At 61.2% G+C, this 18380-nt stretch carries 16 protein-coding genes; 5 read left to right on the forward strand and 11 right to left on the reverse strand.

The window, feature by feature from the left end; translation table 11 throughout:
* Nucleotides 1-100: 100 nt before the first annotated feature.
* On the forward strand, nucleotides 101-2446 hold the full coding sequence (locus J0O65_RS06670; RefSeq protein ID WP_215405315.1) for a penicillin-binding protein 1A: 2346 nt from the start codon (nucleotides 101-103) through the stop codon (nucleotides 2444-2446).
* 64 nt (nucleotides 2447-2510) lie between these two features.
* Here the strand turns inward: J0O65_RS06670 and cyaY are convergent, their stop codons facing one another.
* On the reverse strand, nucleotides 2511-2840 hold the full coding sequence (gene cyaY / locus J0O65_RS06675) for an iron donor protein CyaY (RefSeq protein ID WP_035824041.1): 330 nt from the start codon (nucleotides 2838-2840) through the stop codon (nucleotides 2511-2513).
* Between cyaY and lptM the strand changes: the two genes are divergently transcribed.
* Nucleotides 2839-3063 (forward strand): LPS translocon maturation chaperone LptM, encoded by a 225-nt coding sequence (lptM, locus tag J0O65_RS27835; RefSeq protein ID WP_099409297.1) that lies wholly within the window; start codon nucleotides 2839-2841, stop codon nucleotides 3061-3063. The two genes, cyaY and lptM, sit on opposite strands and share 2 nt — an antisense overlap.
* On the opposite strand, the gene msrQ is transcribed toward lptM, so the two are convergent.
* From msrQ to J0O65_RS06705, 5 genes are all read right to left on the reverse strand, one after another.
* The gene (gene msrQ / locus J0O65_RS06685; protein WP_215405316.1) at nucleotides 3060-3713 is read right to left on the reverse strand and encodes a protein-methionine-sulfoxide reductase heme-binding subunit MsrQ; all 654 of its coding nucleotides are present in this window, start codon (nucleotides 3711-3713) and stop codon (nucleotides 3060-3062) included. The genes lptM and msrQ overlap by 4 nt on opposite strands.
* A 9-nt stretch (nucleotides 3714-3722) precedes the next feature.
* Nucleotides 3723-4700 carry a protein-methionine-sulfoxide reductase catalytic subunit MsrP gene (gene msrP / locus J0O65_RS06690; RefSeq protein ID WP_131688276.1) on the reverse strand — a complete coding sequence of 326 codons (978 nt, stop codon included), beginning with the start codon at nucleotides 4698-4700 and terminating at the stop codon, nucleotides 3723-3725.
* A gap of 72 nt (nucleotides 4701-4772) precedes the next feature.
* Nucleotides 4773-5924: a c-type cytochrome biogenesis protein CcsB gene (gene ccsB / locus J0O65_RS06695; protein WP_152252335.1), complete on the reverse strand. Its 1152-nt coding sequence runs from the start codon at nucleotides 5922-5924 to the stop codon at nucleotides 4773-4775.
* A 64-nt stretch (nucleotides 5925-5988) separates the two neighbouring features.
* On the reverse strand, nucleotides 5989-8085 hold the full coding sequence (locus tag J0O65_RS06700; protein WP_215405317.1) for a cytochrome c biogenesis protein ResB: 2097 nt from the start codon (nucleotides 8083-8085) through the stop codon (nucleotides 5989-5991).
* 184 nt (nucleotides 8086-8269) lie between these two features.
* On the reverse strand, nucleotides 8270-8941 hold the full coding sequence (locus J0O65_RS06705) for a c-type cytochrome (RefSeq protein ID WP_070221697.1): 672 nt from the start codon (nucleotides 8939-8941) through the stop codon (nucleotides 8270-8272).
* Here J0O65_RS06705 and J0O65_RS06710 point away from each other — a divergent pair.
* Complete coding sequence (locus tag J0O65_RS06710; RefSeq protein ID WP_215405326.1) at nucleotides 8907-9074, forward strand: hypothetical protein; 168 nt, start codon at nucleotides 8907-8909, stop codon at nucleotides 9072-9074. The two genes, J0O65_RS06705 and J0O65_RS06710, sit on opposite strands and share 35 nt — an antisense overlap.
* Before the next feature lie 53 nt (nucleotides 9075-9127).
* Nucleotides 9128-9871 (forward strand): ribosome biogenesis GTP-binding protein YihA/YsxC, encoded by a 744-nt coding sequence (gene yihA / locus J0O65_RS06715; protein WP_034778293.1) that lies wholly within the window; start codon nucleotides 9128-9130, stop codon nucleotides 9869-9871.
* A 67-nt stretch (nucleotides 9872-9938) separates the two neighbouring features.
* On the opposite strand, the gene J0O65_RS06720 is transcribed toward yihA, so the two are convergent.
* The 5 genes from J0O65_RS06720 to J0O65_RS06740 form a co-directional block, all read right to left on the reverse strand.
* Nucleotides 9939-10826 carry a hypothetical protein gene (locus J0O65_RS06720; RefSeq protein WP_251373557.1) on the reverse strand — a complete coding sequence of 296 codons (888 nt, stop codon included), beginning with the start codon at nucleotides 10824-10826 and terminating at the stop codon, nucleotides 9939-9941.
* Between the two features lie 280 nt (nucleotides 10827-11106).
* Nucleotides 11107-14217 carry an efflux RND transporter permease subunit gene (locus J0O65_RS06725; RefSeq protein ID WP_215405319.1) on the reverse strand — a complete coding sequence of 1037 codons (3111 nt, stop codon included), beginning with the start codon at nucleotides 14215-14217 and terminating at the stop codon, nucleotides 11107-11109.
* Nucleotides 14214-15386: an efflux RND transporter periplasmic adaptor subunit gene (locus J0O65_RS06730; protein ID WP_215405320.1), complete on the reverse strand. Its 1173-nt coding sequence runs from the start codon at nucleotides 15384-15386 to the stop codon at nucleotides 14214-14216. Before J0O65_RS06730 ends, J0O65_RS06725 begins: the two co-directional genes overlap by 4 nt.
* 88 nt (nucleotides 15387-15474) lie before the next feature.
* Nucleotides 15475-16833 carry an ATP-binding protein gene (locus tag J0O65_RS06735; RefSeq protein ID WP_215405321.1) on the reverse strand — a complete coding sequence of 453 codons (1359 nt, stop codon included), beginning with the start codon at nucleotides 16831-16833 and terminating at the stop codon, nucleotides 15475-15477.
* On the reverse strand, nucleotides 16830-17558 hold the full coding sequence (locus tag J0O65_RS06740) for a response regulator (RefSeq protein WP_034753223.1): 729 nt from the start codon (nucleotides 17556-17558) through the stop codon (nucleotides 16830-16832). Before J0O65_RS06740 ends, J0O65_RS06735 begins: the two co-directional genes overlap by 4 nt.
* Nucleotides 17559-17744: 186 nt before the next feature.
* On the opposite strand from J0O65_RS06740, the gene J0O65_RS06745 reads away from it, so the two are divergent.
* Entirely contained in the window at nucleotides 17745-18278 is a 534-nt protein-coding gene (locus J0O65_RS06745) for a Spy/CpxP family protein refolding chaperone (protein ID WP_215405322.1), read from the forward strand.
* The last annotated feature ends 102 nt before the right edge of the window (nucleotides 18279-18380 follow it).

Consider the following 18380-nt stretch of genomic DNA (forward strand, 5'->3'; position numbering starts at 1 on the left):
CAAGTTCCGACTGTCCCCCCGGCAAGCGCCACAGCGCGCTGCCACCCCGGCAAGCTCGCTTATAATTGGCCGGCATAATTAACCGAAAGACATACGACGCATGACATCTTCAAAATCCGCCGCCCCCGCTGGCTCGAAGCCGCCCGCCAAGGGCAGCAAACCCAAACGTTTCCTGCTGATGGCCCTGGTATCGCTGCTGGGCCTGGGCATCGTCGGCGTCTTGCTGGTGGTCTTTGGCCTGGCCATGGCCTATCCGAACCTGCCGGCGCTCGATACCTTGACCGATTACAAGCCAAAGATGCCGCTGCGCGTGTTCACGTCCGACAGTGTGCTGATCGGCGAGTTCGGCGAGGAGCGGCGCAACATGGTGCACATCAAGGATATTCCCGATGTCATGAAGAAAGCCGTGCTGGCCATCGAAGATGACCGCTTCTATGAACATGGCGGCGTCGATTACCTGGGCATCACGCGCGCGGCGCTGCACAACCTGACGGGCGGCGCCAAGCAAGGCGCCTCGACCATCACGCAGCAGGTGGCGCGCAACTTCTTCCTGTCCAGCGAACAGACCTTGAAACGCAAGGCGTATGAAGTCTTGCTGGCCTGGAAAATCGAGAAAAACCTCAGCAAGGACCAGATCCTCGAAGTGTATATGAACCAGATTTATCTGGGACAACGCGCCTACGGCTTCGCCTCGGCCGCGCAAATCTATTTCGGCAAGAACATCCAGGACCTGACCGTGGCCGAAGCGGCCATGCTGGCCGGCTTGCCGAAGGCGCCGTCCGCCTACAATCCCGTCGTCAATCCGAAACGCGCGCGCATGCGCCAGCAATACATCCTGCAGCGCATGGCACAGCTGGGCTACATCACGCCGGCGCAGTACGAAGAAGCGAAAAATGAAGAGCTGAAAGTGAAAACCGACAGCAGCGCCTTCGGCGTGCATGCGGAATACGTGTCGGAAATGGCGCGCCAGCTGGTCTACGAGCAATTCAAGGAAGATACCTATACGCGCGGCCTGAACGTCTACACCACCATCACCAAGGCCGACCAGGACGCCGCCTACATCGCCTTGCGCAAGGGCGTGATGGATTACGAGAAACGCCACGGTTACCGCGGCCCGGAAGCCTACATCGAGATTCCAAAAACCAAGGCCGAAGCCGATGACGCGATCGAGACGGAACTGGCCGACCACCCGGACAGCGACGACATCATCGCCGCCATGGTGCTGCAAGCGTCGCCCAAGTCCATCCAGGCAGTCACCTCGGCCGGCGAGGAAATCACGATCACCGGCCCCGGCCTGACCTTTGGCACGGCCTGGCTGTCGGAAAAAGCGGCGCCGAACCGCCGCATCAAGCGCGGCGCCGTGATCCGCGTCATGCAAGAAGGCAATGCCTGGGTCTTGACGCAAATGCCGGAAGTGCAATCGGCGTTCGTCTCGGCCAGCACCACGGACGGCGCCATCCGCGCCATGGTGGGCGGCTTCGATTACAACCGCAACAAGTTCAACCACGTCACGCAGGCGTGGCGCCAGCCCGGTTCGGCCTTCAAGCCCTTCATCTATTCCGCCTCGCTGGAACGGGGCCTGTCGCCGGCCACCATCATCAACGATGCGCCGATCTCGTTCGACGCGGGCCAGACGGGCGGCCAGGCGTGGGAACCGAAGAACTACGACAGCAAGTACGATGGCCCGATGACCATGCGCAAGGGCTTGATGAAATCGAAGAACATGATTTCCATCCGCATCCTGCACAAGATCGGCGCCAAGTATGGCCAGGAATACGCGACGCGCTTCGGCTTTGACGCGGACAAGAACCCGCCCTACCTGACCCTGGCCCTGGGCGCCGGCAACGTGACGCCGCTGCAGATGGCGGGCGCGTATGCCGTGTTCGCCAACGGCGGCTACAAGATCAACCCGTATCTGATCGCCAAGGTGACCGATAGCGACGGCAATATCCTGTCGCAAGCCAAGCCAGACCTGGCGGGCGAGGAAGCCAACCGCGTCATCGACGAGCGCAACGCCTTCATGATGAACAGCATGCTCAACGACGTCGTGCGCTTCGGCACGGCGAACAAGGCCATGGCCTTGAAGCGCCCTGACCTGGCCGGCAAGACGGGCACGACCAACGATTCCATCGACGCATGGTTCGCCGGCTACCAGGCCAAGCTGGTGGGCATCGCCTGGATCGGCTACGACCAGCCGCGCAACCTGGGCAACCGGGAAACGGGCGGTGGCCTGGCCTTGCCGATCTGGATCAGCTACATGGCGAAAGCCCTGAAAAGCATTCCCGTCGAGGAACGCGCCGTGCCGGAAGGCCTGATCCATGTGGGCGACGAGTATTACTATGCGGAAAATCCACCGGGCACGGGCGTGGGCAGCCTGGAAGGCGCCGCGCGCGGCACGCCGGAGGAAGAAAAAGCGAAAGAAGCCGTGAAAAATGAATTGTTTTAAACGGTAATCATGCAAAAGGGCAGCCCATGCAGGCTGCCCTTTTTATTGCGCGCGGCTAAAACAATTACTTCAGCACGACAGGCGCACCCGCCTGCTCGCTGGCCATGGCCGACAGGGCCGCAAACAGTTCGGAGCCGTCGCGCGTATTGATCCACTCGTCGCCAACGCGCTTGTAGTGAAAGCCGCCGGAACGGGCCGCCACCCACATTTCGCGCATGGGGGCCTGGCTGTTGACGATGATTTTCGTGCCGTTATCGATGAATTCGATTTCCAGCACATTGCCGCTGCGGCTGCATTCGACGTCGAGCACGTCTTCATCGTTCAGCCGGTCCAGCGCCGCCTCGATCTGGGTCAGGGTGGCTTCGGCCAGGGCCAGGAATTCCGATTCGCTCATGCTACACTCCAAAGATCTTAATCAAACCGTGATTCTAATCGTGAAGTCATCCTCAGCGTTTTATATCGGCATTGCCATTGTGGTCTCTAGCGTCCTGGCCGGCTGCGGCCAGCCAGGTCCCCTGTACCTGCCCAAGCCGCCAGCGGCCAAGGGCGCACCGGCCAAAGGCCCCGTCGAACCGGCGCCCGTGCCGCCGCCGCCCGTGATCGTGCCGGCCACCTAAACGGAACGCACCGGGGTGGCGACATGCGCCGCCCTGGCGCTTTTGACTCGCTTGCTCCAGGCGAAATAAACACGGATTAACAGCAGTACGGCGACGATGGCGCCGAACAGTATCGGTTGCGCGAAATTGTGCTTGCCCGCCTTCATCCACCAGAAGTGCAGGATGCCCAGCGGCGCAATGACATAGATCAGCCGGTGCAACCACTGCCAGCGCTTGCCACCCAGGCGTTTCACCATGCCGTTCGTGCTCGTCACGGCCAGCGGAATGAGCAACACGAAGGCGATAAAACCCACCGTGATGAACGGGCGCTTGAGTACATCCTTCCACATTTCCTGCACATCGAAGAAGTGATCGAACCATAAGAAAGTGGTGAAGTGCAATGTCGCGTAGAAAAACGCGAACAGGCCCAGCATGCGCCGCAGCTTGATCAGCCAATTCCACTGCGTGAAGCGCCGCAAGGGCGTGACCGCCAGGCTGATGCACAGGAAATACAGGGTCCAGTCGCCCGTGCCGCGCGTGATGAATTCCAGCGGCTCCACCAGCTGCCCCGTGTACGTCAGCCAGACCATGCGCACGAATGGAAGCAGCGCCAGCAAAAAAATCAGGCCTTTGAATAGCGACAATTGTCTCGGCGTGGGGTTGAGGGCCATGGTCTTTCCTTAAAAGAACTTCTTCAAGTCCATGCCAGCATACAGCGAGGCCACATCGTTGTAGCCATTGAACATCAGGGTCTTGCGCTTGCGCGTGAGAAAACCGTCTTCGCCGATGCGCCGCTCGGAAGCTTGCGACCAGCGCGGATGATCGACGTTCGGGTTCACGTTCGAGTAAAAACCGTATTCGGATGGGGCCGACAGGTTCCACGACGTGCGCGGCTGTTCCTTGACGAAACGGATCTTGACGATGGATTTGGCGGACTTGAAACCATATTTCCACGGCAACACCATGCGCACGGGCGCGCCGTTCTGGTTCGGCAAGGTTTCGCCATACATGCCCAGGGTCAGCAATGCCAGCGGGTGGTTCGCTTCATCGATGCGCAAGCCTTCCGTATAGGGCCATTGCAGCACGCGGCTGCCCACGCCCGGCATTTGCTTCTTGTCGGCCAGGGTGATGAATTCCACATACTTGGCATTGCCCGTCGGCTCGACCTTCTTGATGATTTCCGAGAAGGAATAACCGACCCACGGGATGACCATCGACCAGCCTTCCACGCAACGCAGCCGGTACACGCGCTCTTCCAGCGGCGCCAGCTTCAGCAAGGCATCGAGGTCCAGGGTCATCGGCTTTTTCACTTCGCCTTCGATGCTGACCGTCCACGGCCGCGTGCGCAAGGTGCCCGCGTTTTGCGCCGGGTCGCTCTTGTCCGTGCCGAATTCGTAGAAATTGTTGTAGCTGGTGGCGTCTTTATAGGCCGTCTGCTTTTCCAGCGCCGAATAGGCGGGATTCAATTTGGCAGCCAGCTTGGGATTCGTGCCTTGCGCGAAGGCTTCGCGGCTGGCCATTTCCAGCAAGGCCGCGCTGGACATCGAGCCCAGCGCCACTTGCTTGATGAAGCTGCGGCGCGATTCGAATACGGCGCGCGGCGTGATTTCGGAAGAATACGGCAACTCAATGCCGTTGGGACTGCGCTTGATCAACATGGCGGCTCCGGGAAAAGGTGATTGAATGTACCTTACACCAGTTTTCCCGGGCCGTTCATGACGCTTCTGTCATTAAAGCTTTCCGTAAGAGTGCAGGCCGGAAAGGAACATATTCACACCCAAAAACGCGAACGTCGTCACCAGCAAGCCCACCAGCGCCCACCACGAGGCGACGCGGCCGCGCAAGCCCGTCATCAATCGCATGTGCAGCCAGGCCGCATAGTTGAGCCAGACGATCAGCGCCCACGTTTCCTTCGGGTCCCACGACCAGTAGCCGCCCCACGCCTCGGCCGCCCACAGGGCGCCCAGGATGGTCGCTACCGTGAAGAAAGCGAAGCCGACGGAAATGGCCTTGTACATGACGTCGTCGAGCACTTCCAGCGACGGCAGGCGGTCGACCAGATAGCCGCTCGATTTGAGCAGGTAGGCCGCCGCCACCATGGCCGACAGGGCGAACGTGCCGTAGCCGATGAAATTGGCCGGCACGTGGATCTTCATCCACCAGCTTTGCAGGGCCGGCACCAGCGGCTGAATTTCGGCCGCGTCGCGCGTGACCGTGTACCACATCAGGAACACCACGGCCGCCGAGATGACCAGCATGACGAAGGCGCCCAGCTGGCGCGTCGCGTAATGCTGCTCGTAATACAGGTAGAACATGGCCGTGATCAAGGAAAACAGGATGAACACTTCATACAGGTTCGACACGGGGATGTGGCCCACGTCGGCGCCGATCAGGTACGACTCGTACCAGCGCACCAGCATGCCCGTCAGGCCCAGCACCACGCCGGCCCAGCACAGCAGGGAACCGACGGAGGAGCCGAATTCCGAGCGCGCCACCAAGCCGATCCAGTAGAACAGGGTCGACAGCACGAACAGGGTGCCCATCCACAGGATGGCGGACTGGCTCGACAAGATGTATTTCAGGAAGAATTTCTGGTTCGCCATCTCCAGGTGGCCCGCGTACAGCTCGATGGCGAACAGCGACAGCACGGCCGCCAGGGGGATCAGCCAGCGCACGGGCTTCCAGTGCCAGCCCAGCCACGCGAAGGTGGGCGCCGCGGCCAGCAAGATGGCTTTTTCATAGATATCCATGAAGGCGCCAAAGCGCATCAGGCCGAACAGGGAGGCGGCCAGCAAGCCGGCGCCATACAGCCAATCGATCAGGCTCAGGCGCTTGAAAAATCCTGGTTCCTGCGTATATATTTGCTTGTTTGCCAATTCCATCATTTTCTCCATTCCCGGCGACGCGCAAGCGTCCCGAAACTCAGCTCATCCAAGTCAGCGCAGCTTACGCCGATTGCGGCAGCTTTGCCTTCAAAGTCTCAAATTCTTTTTCAAAATCCAGCGTCTTGCGTTGCGTGCTCATGGCCATCAGGGCCTCGCTGCCGCCGTCCGCATCCTTGAGCCACACCCACAAGCGGCGCTCGCGGATATAAAACATGGAAAATACGCCGATCACGAGGAACAGGCAACCGAGGTAGACCACGCTCTTGCCCGGCGAACGCGTCACCTGCAATACGGACGCCTTGATTTCCGTAAAGTCGTCCAGTTGCAGATACACGGGCGCGCCATAGAAGAAGCTGTCGGACAGCGCGTTCGTGGCCAGTTGCAGGAAGCGGCCGTGCTTGTCATCGGCCTCGATGGCCTTCAAGCCATCCTGGGCGCGCGCCGCCTGCCACAAGTCCCACAGGCTGCCATTCAGGATTTTCATGAAGATATCGGCCGCTTTTTCTTGCTCGGCGGCAGGAATTTTCTCCAGGAAACGCGAAATGGCGAGGAAACCGCCCTCTTGCCCATTGCCGGCAAAGATGCCCAGGCTTTTCGCCGCCGACTCCTGCAGCTGGCTGCGCAAGGCTTCCGCCCCCGCCTGCGGCATGGCGCGCGCCGCATAGCGCGTGGCGGCCTGCTGGCGCAAGGCGGGATCTTGCAGCGCGGCACGCAGGCGCATCCATTCGTTCACGCTGACATTGTCATCGGCGGGAATGCGCAGATAGCTGAACGGGTCGCTGGGGTTGACGCGCATGCCGGCCAGAAACACCGTCGTGCCATCGACGGTGACGGGCTGCATGTAGTTCTGGTACTCGCGCGCCTGGCCCGTCTTGTCGCGCAATTTGTATTGCACCGACGGTCCCACGTTCTTGAGATCCTTGTTATGCGCGTTCTTCGCGGCCGAACCGAGGCGCTTGTCCAGGCCGACGGCGAATTGATCGTTAAAACTTTCCGCCTTGCTGACGGCGCGCACGTCCTGGCCGGCGCTGAGGTTTTCCACGTTGAAGGGGCGGAAACCCGACCATTCCACCGTGTAGGAATTGCCGTCGCTGCGCTCGAGCGGCGTGCTGCCGCCCACTTCGCCGCCGATATCGAAGCGTTTCGTCGTCTTGCCCGTCATCGGATAGCCAGTCAACTTGAGCTTGCTGCCGCCATCCTCAAAACTGGACTGGTACAGGGCCAGGCCCTTGTACAGCAGCGGCTGGTTGACTTTGATAGTCGCAGGGAAACTTTCACCCGTTGCATGGTCCGTGATGACGACATCGCTGGCGAACAGCTTGGGCATGCCCGTGCTGTAGAAATCGATATGGAATTTTTTCAGCAGGATGGTGATCGGCAGATCCTGGATCAGCACGCCATCGGCCTGGGGAATGATGGCCGTGTTGCTCGACGAGCCTTCCGGGATCATGGTATTGCCGCGGAACGTGGGGTTCGACAGGCTCAGGCGGTGCTGGGCGGGAATGTCGGCGATCACGCCGCTGCCGGAAAACGGCGTCTTGCCAAAGAGCCATTGCTGTACGCGGATAGGCATTTCCGAGTCGAGCAAGCCGCCCACGCAGATGATGACGATGGCGCCGTGGGCAAAGATATAGCCCCATTTATTGGCGGCGCCCCGCTTGGCGGCCACCAGGGTGGCGCCCTCCTTCTCGACCACCTTGGCGCCGTAGCCGGCGTCTTTCAGGCGCATCACCATCTGCTGCGCCAGCACGGCGCGCGGCAGCGGCGCCTGCCATTCCAGCTTGTGATGGAAGTTGCGCAACGATTGCTCGCGCACATTGTCGCGCCAGCTGCGCATATCCTTGAGCATCTTTGGCGCATTGCGCACGATGCACAGCGAGGTCGAGGCGACGAGGAAACCCATGATCACGAGGAACCACCAGGCCGAATACACGGAATACAGGCTCAGCTTGTCGAAGACGGCGAACCAGAACGGCCCGAACTGGTTGACGTAATTGGGCATGGGCTCGTTTTGCTTGAGCACGGTGCCGATGATGGACGCGACGGCGATCAGGGTCAGCAGGCTGATGGCAAAGCGCATCGACGAGACCAGCTCGACAAATTCAGCCAGGCTGCGGCGTTGGGTCTTTAACTCGATTCCGGTCGTGCCTGTGCTCATACGTGGATACTCATACGGGATATGCAATCTTGAAGAAAAGGTGGCATGGAGCAGATGGTTTCTCCGCGCAAGGCGGCAGCATACTCCTGTTTGGCCCTTGCCATAAAAAAGGGCAGCCTGTTGACACGGCCGCCCTCGTTCATGCGCATTGATGCGCCTGGCAATCTCTTGCCACTATGAAAACTTACTTCAGGCCGGCGATGTAATCGGCCACGGCGGCGATCTCGTCATCCGACATGCGGGCGGCGATGGTGTGCATTTGCGCGCTGTTCTTGCGGGCGTCAGCCTTGGTGCTGCGGAACATGGTCAGCTGGGCCACCGTGTAGTCCTGGTGCTGGCCGGCGATGCGCGGATACTGGACGGGAATGCCATTGCCCGTCGCGCCATGACAGCTGGCGCAGGCTGCAACTTGCTTGGAAGCAATGCCACCACGGTAAATTTTCTTGCCCAGGTCGATAGTGTCCTTGTTTTTCGCGGCGCCCGGCTTGGACAGCTGCGCGCCCAGGTAGGCGGCGATATTCTTCTTGTCGGCGTCGCTGAGCATCTTCGCGTACGTCGTCATGACGGGCTGGTTGCGCTCCGGCGTGGTGAAGTCGACCAATTGCTTGTAGATATAGCTTTCGTGCTGGCCGGCCAGCTTCGGATTGACCGTGATGGTCGAATTGCCGGCCGCGCCATGGCAGGAAACGCAGGCAGGCAAGCCGCGCGCCGCATCGCCATCGGCGTACAGGGTGGCGCCTTTTGCGGCGTCCGCCTTGACGGCCGGTTTCGGTGCTTCGACCGCGGAAGCAGTTGCCGAGACAGCCAGCAAAGCGAGCAGCATGGATTTGAACAACGGTGAAAACGCACGATTCATTCAGGCACCCTGGGACAGTGAGAAATTAGTGGTGGACATTGCCGCGCCCTGTGGATTTTTGCTTTATTTTCAGGGCCGCAAGCCGCATCGCTGCTACGCCGGCAACAATAAACAACCCCTTATTGTACAATAGCTTCTTGGCCTTATCGCTCCCTTATCGCTCCCTTTTGTTGCTTTACTATTCCCATGTCAAAACTCTGGCAAGCCCGTTTCTTTACGACCGTCAACCAATTGCGTGACCTGCCCGATACCACGGTGCCGGAAATCGCCTTTGCCGGCCGCTCCAATGCCGGTAAATCGACCGCCATCAACATCCTGTGTAATCAGAAAGGCTTGGCGTTCGCCTCCAAGACACCTGGCCGTACCCAGCACATCAACTACTTCTCCATCGGCGGCGCCCACGTGGCGCAGCACCGCAAGGACGCCACCATCGTCGAAGAGATCGAATGCCTGCTGGTCGACTTGCCGGGCTATGGCTATGCGGAAGTATCGGGCTCGGCGAAACTGCACTGGCAGCGCCTGCTGGGCGACTACGTGCAGCGCCGCGAGCAATTGGCCGGTTTGATCCTGATCATGGATTCGCGCCGTCCGTTCACCGACCTGGACATTCAAATGCTGGAATGGTTCGCGCCGACGGGTAAACCGATCCACTGCATCCTGACCAAAGTGGATAAATTGAACCGCAATGAATCCGTGAATGCCTTGCGTCAGGCGAAAGCCAAGCTCGACAGCTATGTGGATGAAGACGGCGTGGGCTTCCCGTTCACCGTGCAACTGTTCTCGGCCCTGAAAAGAGTCGGCATCGACGAAGCCAATGACAAGATCATGGAACTGGCCGGCATCAGCGAAGACGGCGCGGCCCAGATGGTCGAGCTGATCGACATGGAAGACGACGTCGAGCCGGAAGCGGGAACCGACAAGCCCGCCTGATTTTCTCCAGCGGCAAACAAAAAGGCTGCCCGTTCACACGGCGCAGCCTTTTCCTATTGCAACGCGCCTAGCGCCGTCCCGGCCCTGAGCGCTTCTCGGAAAAGAATTCCTGGCGCAGGAAAGCCATCAGCTCGGCCGTGTCTTCCACGCGGGCGCTGAGGTTGACGTTACGCCCCAGGCGCCGCGATTCCCACACGAAATCGCCGGGCTTTTCGGCACGGATCAGCTGGATCATCTTCTTGATGATGGCCGTCTCGATATCGGGCTCATTGCCCAGCTCGACTTTTTCCTGCTTCAGCCAGTTGCGTTTGAAGTTGCCATTCCAGCCCTTGAACTTGACTTCCGCACTGAACGAGGTCTGGTTGACGATGGAAAACACGCCGCCCGAATCCTCGCGGTCGCTGCCCGAATTGCGTCCCTGGGCGCCGGCGATATTTGCCTTGGCCACGCGCATGGCGCGGTCGTTTTCGCTTTCCTCGGCCGGCGGCGCGGGGTTCTGCGCCTCGCGCTGCTTGCGGCGCTGCTCGATCATCGAACTCATGTCTTCAGCCGGCGGCGGCGGCAATGGCACTTTCGACACCAGCGGCGGCGTGAAGGTTTCCAGTTTCGGCTTGTCGCGCGGCACGTCTTTCGTGACCACGCGCTTGCTCGGCGCCGGCGGCGGTTTCACCTTGGTCACTTTCGTGTCCTTCGGTTTCGGCGTGGGTTTCGGCTGCGGTTTCGGTTGCGGCTTGTCCTTCAGCGGCGCGATGTAGACCATCGCGCTTTCCTTCTTCGGCGGCGGGATCTTTTCGATCTTATCGCTGCGCAACAGGACATACGCCGCCAGCAGCACGTGCAGCAAGACGGACACGCCAAGCGCCACCTTGCGCGTGGTGCTGGTCTTGGACCCGTAGGCCGGTGGTGGCTGGATCACTTGCCCGCAGGTGGGGCAAACATCGGAATCGGCAGCCATCAAATGGGTCGTGTCATGCAAAATGAATCGTGCTTTCTGTGTAGCGACAAAAGTAATCTTACAGGGCAGCCATAGTGCCAGAGTCCCTTGCTTTTGGGAACACTTCCTCGGCCTTTCCAACCCGAAGCGTACAGGATAGCGACATTCCTTGCAGCGGCAACCAGAGTACCCGAGCCGTCCCTTGACGGTTGTTACCGTATGTATCACGGCCCATACAAAACCGGCGCCGCATTCACGCAGGAATGGGACGCCGGTCACGGATCATGGGCCGCGCACGCGCTCAGGCCTTGTTGTCGAGCGCCACCAGTTGCTCGTCCGTCAACGGCCCCGTGCCGCTGTACTTATCAAGGAATAAATAGATGACGGGAGTGATGAACAGGGTAATCACTTGCGAAAACAGCAAGCCGCCGACCACGGCCAGGCCCAGCGGCTGGCGCAGCTCGGCGCCGGCGCCCAGGCCCAGGGCGATCGGCAAGGCGCCCATCAGGGCCGCCGCCGACGTCATCATGATGGGGCGGAAACGCAGAATGCAAGCCTGGCGGATGGCCTCCGCCGGCGCCAGCCCGTCGTTGCGCTGCGCATGCAGGGCGAAGTCGATCATCATGATGGCGTTTTTCTTGACGATGCCGATCAGCATCAGGATGCCGATGATGGCGATCATGGTCAGGTCCATGCCGAACAGGCGCAGGGTCAACAGCGCGCCCACGGCCGCCGACGGCAAGCCGGCCAGGATCGTCAGCGGGTGGATATAGCTTTCGTACAGCACGCCGAGCAGCACATAGATCACGGCCAGCGCGGCAATGATGAGGATGATCTGGCTGGACTGTGAGCTCTGGAACACGGCCGCGTCGCCGCCATAGCGCGTGATGATGGAGGCCGGCAAGCTCATGTCCTTGGCCATCGCGTCGATCTTGCCCGTGGCGACGCCCAGCGGCACGTCCGGCGCCAGGTTGAAGGCGATGGTGACGGCCTGCAGTTGTCCCTGGTGATTGACGGAGGTGGGGCCGATCGTGCGTTCCACGTAGGCAATACTCGACAGTTTCACCAGTTCGCCCGTCTTGCTGCGCACGGACACGCGCGTGAGCGCATCGTCATACTGGCGGTCGGCCGTGGCCGCTTCCAGGATCACGTAATAGCTGGCTGCCGAGGAATAGATGGTCGACACTTGCCGCTCGCCAAACGCGCTGTACAGGGCCGTGCGGATGTCGGACATTTGCACACCGAGCAGGTTGGCCTTGTCGCGGTCTATCCTGAGCGATGCCTGCAAACCCTTGATCTGCGAGTCGCTGGTGACGTCGCGGAAGGCGGGATCCGTGCGCATGCCGGCAATAAACTTTTCCGCCCAGTCATTCAAGGCGTCGGGACTGACGCTTTGCAAGGTGTACTGGTAGCGGCTCTTGCTCTGGCGCCCGCCCAGCTGCAAGTTTTGCACGGGCCGGAAATACACGGCCATGCCGGGCACGGTGCTCGTCGCGCGGCGCAGGTTTTCCAGCACCACGGGCATTTTCGGCCGCTCGCTGCGCGGTTTCAGGACCATGAACATGCGGCCCGTATTGCCGCCACCGACGAACGACGTCACATCCTGCACGCTGGGGTCCGCCTTGAGCACGGCCGCCACGCGCGCCTGCAAGTCTTGCAATGCCGCCGAGGAAATGTCTTCCGACGCTTCCGTATTGACCTGGATCTGGCCCAGGTCTTCCTCGGGGAAGAAACCTTTCGGAATGGTCGCGTACAGCAGCACCGTCAGGGCAAAGGTACACACGGCAACGAACAGCACCACATTGCGGTGCGCCAGGGCCTTGTCGAGCAAATGCACATAGCCGTTGCGCAATGCCGTGAAACCCGCTTCGAAATGGCGGCCGATGAAGGTTTTTTCGCCATGCGTGGGGTCGCTGTCATTGTGTTCGCGCGAGTCGGCGGGCAGGAAGCGGCTGGCCAGCATCGGCACCAGGGTCAGCGAGACGATGGCGGACACCAGCACGGCCAGCGAGACGACGACGGCGAACTCGTGGAACAGCAAGCCGATCACGCCCGGCATGAAGAAGATGGGGATGAACACGGCCACCAGCGAGACGGAAATCGAGATGATGGTAAAGCCCATCTCTTTCGCCCCGTCCAGGGCCGCGCGTATCGGTTTCTTGCCCATCTCGATATGGCGCACGATGTTTTCCAGCACCACGATGGCATCGTCGACGACGAGGCCCACGGCCAGGGTAATGCCCAGCAGGGAAACGTTGTCGAGACTGTAGCCGAGCCAGTACAGCAGGGCCAGCGCGCCCAGCAGGGAAATCGGCATGGTGACGGCAGGAATGAAGGTGGCGGCCGCGCGGTGCAGGAACAAAAAGATCACCAGCACCACCAGCACCACCGTCAGGGCCAAGGTCAAATTCACGTCGTGGATGGCTTCGCGGATCGACAGCGAACGGTCGTTGACCAGGCTGATCTGTATCGACTGGGGCAATTGCTCCTTGAAGCCCGGCAGCAAACGGCGCACGCCGTCGACTACTTGCACAGTGTTCGCATCGGGTTGACGCTGGACCATCAGGCTGATCGAGCGCTCGCCATTGAAACTGCCGACGGCCTTGATCGATTGAAAGCTGTCTTCCACCTCGGCCACGTCTTTCAGGCGCACGGGCTGGCCGTTGCGGCTGGCGACGATCAGTTCGGCAAAATCGGCCGCTTTCATCATTTGCGGATTGCCCTGGATGGTCAGGGTCTGGCTCGGGCCGTCGAGGATGCCCAGCGGGGAATTCGTGTTCGAGGTGCGCAAGGCAACAGCCAGCTCGTCCATCGTCAGGTTGCGCGCATTCATCAGATCGGCACGGGCGCGCACGCGCACGGCAAAACGCTTCTGGCCATTGACGATGACCTGGGCGACGCCAGGCAAGGTCGACAGGCTGGGGGCGATCAGGTTTTCCGCATAATCGTTGAGGTCCGACAAGTTCAGCGAAGGCGACGTCATCTGGATGAACAACACGGGCGCGTCGGCCGGGTTGACCTTGCGGTAGGACGGCAAGTCCGTCATTTCCGTCGGCAACTGGCGCTGCGCGCGCAGCAGGGCCGCCTGCACGTCGACGGCCGCCTCGTTGACATTGATGCTGGCGTCAAATTCCAGGGTCAGCGAGGTATTGCCCAAGGTACTCGTGGAGGTGATCAGGCTCAGGCCGGAAATGGTGGAAAATTGCTTTTCCAGTGGCAAGGCCACCGACGAGGCCATGGTTTCCGGGCTGGCGCCGGCCAGGTCGGCACTGACGTTGATGACGGGCGTGTTGTAGCTCGGCAAGGCCGCCACGGGAATTTGCAGGTAGGCCAGCACGCCAGCCAGGATGATGGAGAGGGACAGCAGCACCACCATGACGGGGCGGCGAATGCTCAGTTCGGACAGATTCATGCTGGCTTGCCCTGCGGTGCGGCGGCGCCATCGGCAGCCTTGTGTTTTTCCACCAGGCGCACCTTGCTACCCGGACGCAAGTTCTGCTTGCCATCGACGATGACTTTTTCATCGCCGCTCAATCCGGTGACGACGGCGCTCGGGCCGAACGCATACACGCGCGTAATCTTGCGCATCTTGGCCGTACCGTCCGCCTCCATCGAGTACACGAAGGTGCCGGCGGTACTCGTGATGATGGCGTTTTGCGGGATCACCAGCGCCTGCTTGAGGGTGCGCACGGTCAGCTGCGTATTCACGTACTGGCCAGGCCACAGGTCGGTGCCGCCATTATTGAAGCGCGCCTTGACCTTGATCACGCCCGTCGTGGGATCGACGGCATTGTCGATGAAACTCAGTTTGCCGTCGAGCTGCTTGCCGCCCGCATCGGACAGCAGCGCCGTGACGGGAACTTCGCCCGCCTTTTGCGCCGCCAGCAAGCCCGACAGGCTGCTTTCCGGCAAGGTGAACGACACGTCGATCGGGTCGAGCTGGGTGATGCTGGTGAGCGACGTGGTCGGCTGCACCAGGCTGCCCGCGTAGACATTGATGGCGCCCACCCTGCCCGCCTGCGGCGCGCGCAGGACGGTGTAGCTGGAGTCGACCTGGGCGGCGCGCAAGGCGGCCTGGTCGGCGGCCAGCAAGGCGCGTGCCGCGTCGAGCTGGCTTTGCAGGGTATCGACGGCGCCTTGGGCGATGAAGTTCTTGCTCAGCAAATCCTGGTTGCGCTTGAGCTGGCGTTCAAAGTCCTGCACCGAGGCGCGGTCGCGCAAGACCTGTGCCTGCGCCTTGTCGACATTCGCATGCTCGCTGCGCGCGTCGAGCGTAAACATCAACTCGCCCTGCTTGACGAACTGGCCTTCGCGGATATGCACCTTGGTAATCGTGCTGGTCGTCTGCGGATGCAAGTCCACACTGCTGATCGGCATCACGCTGCCATTGGCTTGCAGCACCATCGGCACATCCTGGCGCAGCGGCGCGACCACGCTCACCGTCGTCGGCGCCGGTCCGCCCTTGCCCCCTTTGCCATCCTGCCCGCCGGTCGGCGCGCCGGACGGATGATTGAAATACCAGATGCCGCCACCGATACACAGGGCCGCACCCACGAGGATTGCCAGACTAGTCTTTTTCATTGTTCTGTCACGCTGTTGCAGCGCAGGGCCGCAGGTTGAATGTAGTTGCCAGGGAGGCTTAACGCGCAATATTGTCGCATGGAAATGCTCACTTTCCTGCGTAATACTCTGGCACGATGAGGGTGACTTCCAGTCCACCATCGACATGATTGAGCAGTGAAACCGTGGCGCCATGCTGCTCGGCGATATTGCGCGCGATGGTCAGGCCCAGGCCCGTACCGCCCGATTCACGCGAACGCGAGGTCTCGATGCGGTAAAACGGTTCGAACACCTTGGCCAGCTGATCTGGCGCAATGCCCGGCCCGCCGTCGCGGATGCGGATGCGCGCGGCGCCCGCGATGCGCTCGACGGTGACCTGCGCGTACAGACCATATTTGACGGCATTGTCGATCAGGTTCACCAGGCAGCGCCGCATGGCGATCGGGCGCGCCATCAAGGCCATGTCCGCCTGTCCGCCAAGGGTGACTTTCTGGCCGGCATCGGCCGCATCGGAGCAGACGCTATCCAACAGGGAATCGAGATCGAGCGCCTGCATCGCTTCCGTGCTATCCATCGAGCGGGCCAGGTCCAGCCCTTCCTTGACCATGCTCTGCATGGCCGACAGGTCGCCCACCAGGCGGTCATACAGTTCCGTATCCGCCACTTTTTCCAGGCGCAGGCGCAAGCGCGTCAGCGGCGTCTGCAAGTCGTGCGTGATGGCGGCCAGCATCTGTGTGCGCTGAGAAATATGCTGGCGGATGCGCGCCTGCATGGCGTTGAAGGCGGCGCTGGCCTGGCGGATCTCGCTGGCGCCGGACAGGGTCAGCGGCGGATGGTTGATGTCGTTGCCCAGGTCTTTCGCCGCCTGCGCCAGCTGCTTGAGCGGGCGCATGGTCATGCGCGTGACCAGGTAGGCGAGGATGGCGATGCTGATCAGGAAAGGCAGCAGTGTCATCCAGTCGTTATGTTCGTTGAACGGCGGCTGCTGGCGCGGCGGCAAGACCATCAGGCGCAGCACGTGGCCATCCTGCATGCGCACGTCGAGATTTTCGCAGGTGCCGCCCCATGGCTTGGCGGCAAACATGCCCGGCGTCTGGCGCGGCTTGACGCAGGCAGCCGGGCGTTCGGCCAGCGCGCTGACCTTGAAGCCTTCGCCCAGCTTGGCTTGCAGGGCGGTGGAAAACTCCGTCGGCGCGCCGGGCTTGTGTTCCGTGTCGGGACGCAATTCCAGGCGCACGCTGCCCTTGTTGGCCACTTTCAGGTAGGCGGCGCGCGAAGCCAGCGGCACCACGTCGGCCGCCATCACCAGCTGCTCGGCCCGCTCCACGGCGTGGTAGTCGCGGTATTGCTCGATGGCCCGCTGGCGTTCCCCCACGGCCAGCCACTGCGTCAGCGCGGCCGAAGCGACGATACCGATCAGCAGGAACATGAAGACGCGGCCCGTCATCGACCCGAGGAAGGCCTTCACGCGTGCGGCTCCACATTGACCTGGCCGGCCAGCACGTAGCCGCCGTTGCGCACGGTCTTGATGATTTGCGGCAAGCGGGCATCCTCGCCGAGCTTTTGCCGCAGGCGGCTGATCTGGATATCGATCGAGCGGTCGAACGGGTCGGCGTCGCGGCCCTGCGTCAGGTTCAGCAGCTGGTCGCGGTTCAGCACGCGGTTCGGGTGTTCCAGGAACACGCGCAGCAAGCGGAATTCCGCGCCCGACAGCATGATCACCAGACCGCTGGGATTGAGCAGGTGGCGCGCCGTCAAGTCCAGGGTCCAGCCGGAAAAGCGGATTTGCTGCGCCTTGTCCGAGGGCACGTTCGACGGCATGGCATGGCTGCGGCGCAGCACGCTGCGTATGCGCGCCAGCAATTCGCGGGGCTCGAACGGCTTCGGCAAATAATCGTCGGCGCCCATTTCCAGGCCCAGGATGCGGTCCAGCGGCTCATTGCGCGCCGTCAACATGATCACCGGCACGGTCGACTGCGCACGCAGCTTGCGGCACAAGGTCAGGCCGTCGTCGCCGGGCAGGTTCAAGTCGAGCACGATCAGGTCGGGCCGCGTTTCATCGAGGATTTTCCACATGGCCGTGCCATCTGCCGCGCCCAGGGTGCGGTAGGCGTTCGTTTCCAGGTAGTCCGCCAGCAAACTGCGGATGTCGCGGTCGTCGTCGACGATGAGAATTGTAGAAGTGGGTTCCATGGTACGAATTATCCCCACTTCCCCCGGCCTTGCACAACGCATTTGTATCGTCTTGTATATAGAAGACCCGAAGAAACATATAGATACAAACTGTCTGGCAGCGGACACTTCGGGGAAACATGGAGAGTCCACCATGGATTCATGTGCAGCAGCATGTACATCCCTCACTTTGACAAAGGAATCCAGATGAACGCCTCAATGACAACCTTGCGCAAGAACTTGATCATCGCCATGAGCGTACTCGGCATGGGTGCGGCATCGCTGACCGTCCACGCCCAGGAAGCGGCCGCCAGCGCGCCTGCCGCCAGCACCAAGATGCAACATGAAGGCCAGCGCGGCCAGCACCGCGCAGGCAACCCGGCCGAGCGCATGGCCAGGTACCAGGCCCGCCTGCACGACAAGCTGAAGCTGACGGCCGCGCAGGAACCGGCCTGGGCCACATTTACGGCCGCCAATGCGCCGAAAAAACCGATGGGAGACTGGAAAGCCAGGCACGAAGCGATGGCCAAGCTGTCGGCGCCGGAACGCATGGAGCAATGGATCGCCATGTCGAAGGAACGCATCGCGGACCAGGAAAGCCGTCTGGCTTCGTTGAAAACCTTCTACGCCGTGCTGACGCCGGAGCAAAAGAAAGTGTTTGACGACAGCGTGCCTGGCGGCAAGCACGGCGGCCATCGCGGTGGCCACCACGGTATGCAGGAGCATCCCAAAGCCGGCTAAGTTTTAGCTGCCGCAGAAACAGAAAAAGCCTGCGATGCAGTAATGCCGTTCAGTTAAGACTGAACGGCATTTTCATTTTGGGCTTGTAAACGTCAGGGGCTG

It is taken from the genome of Janthinobacterium sp. JC611, from assembly GCF_018682595.1.
GTDB lineage: Bacteria > Pseudomonadota > Gammaproteobacteria > Burkholderiales > Burkholderiaceae_D > Janthinobacterium.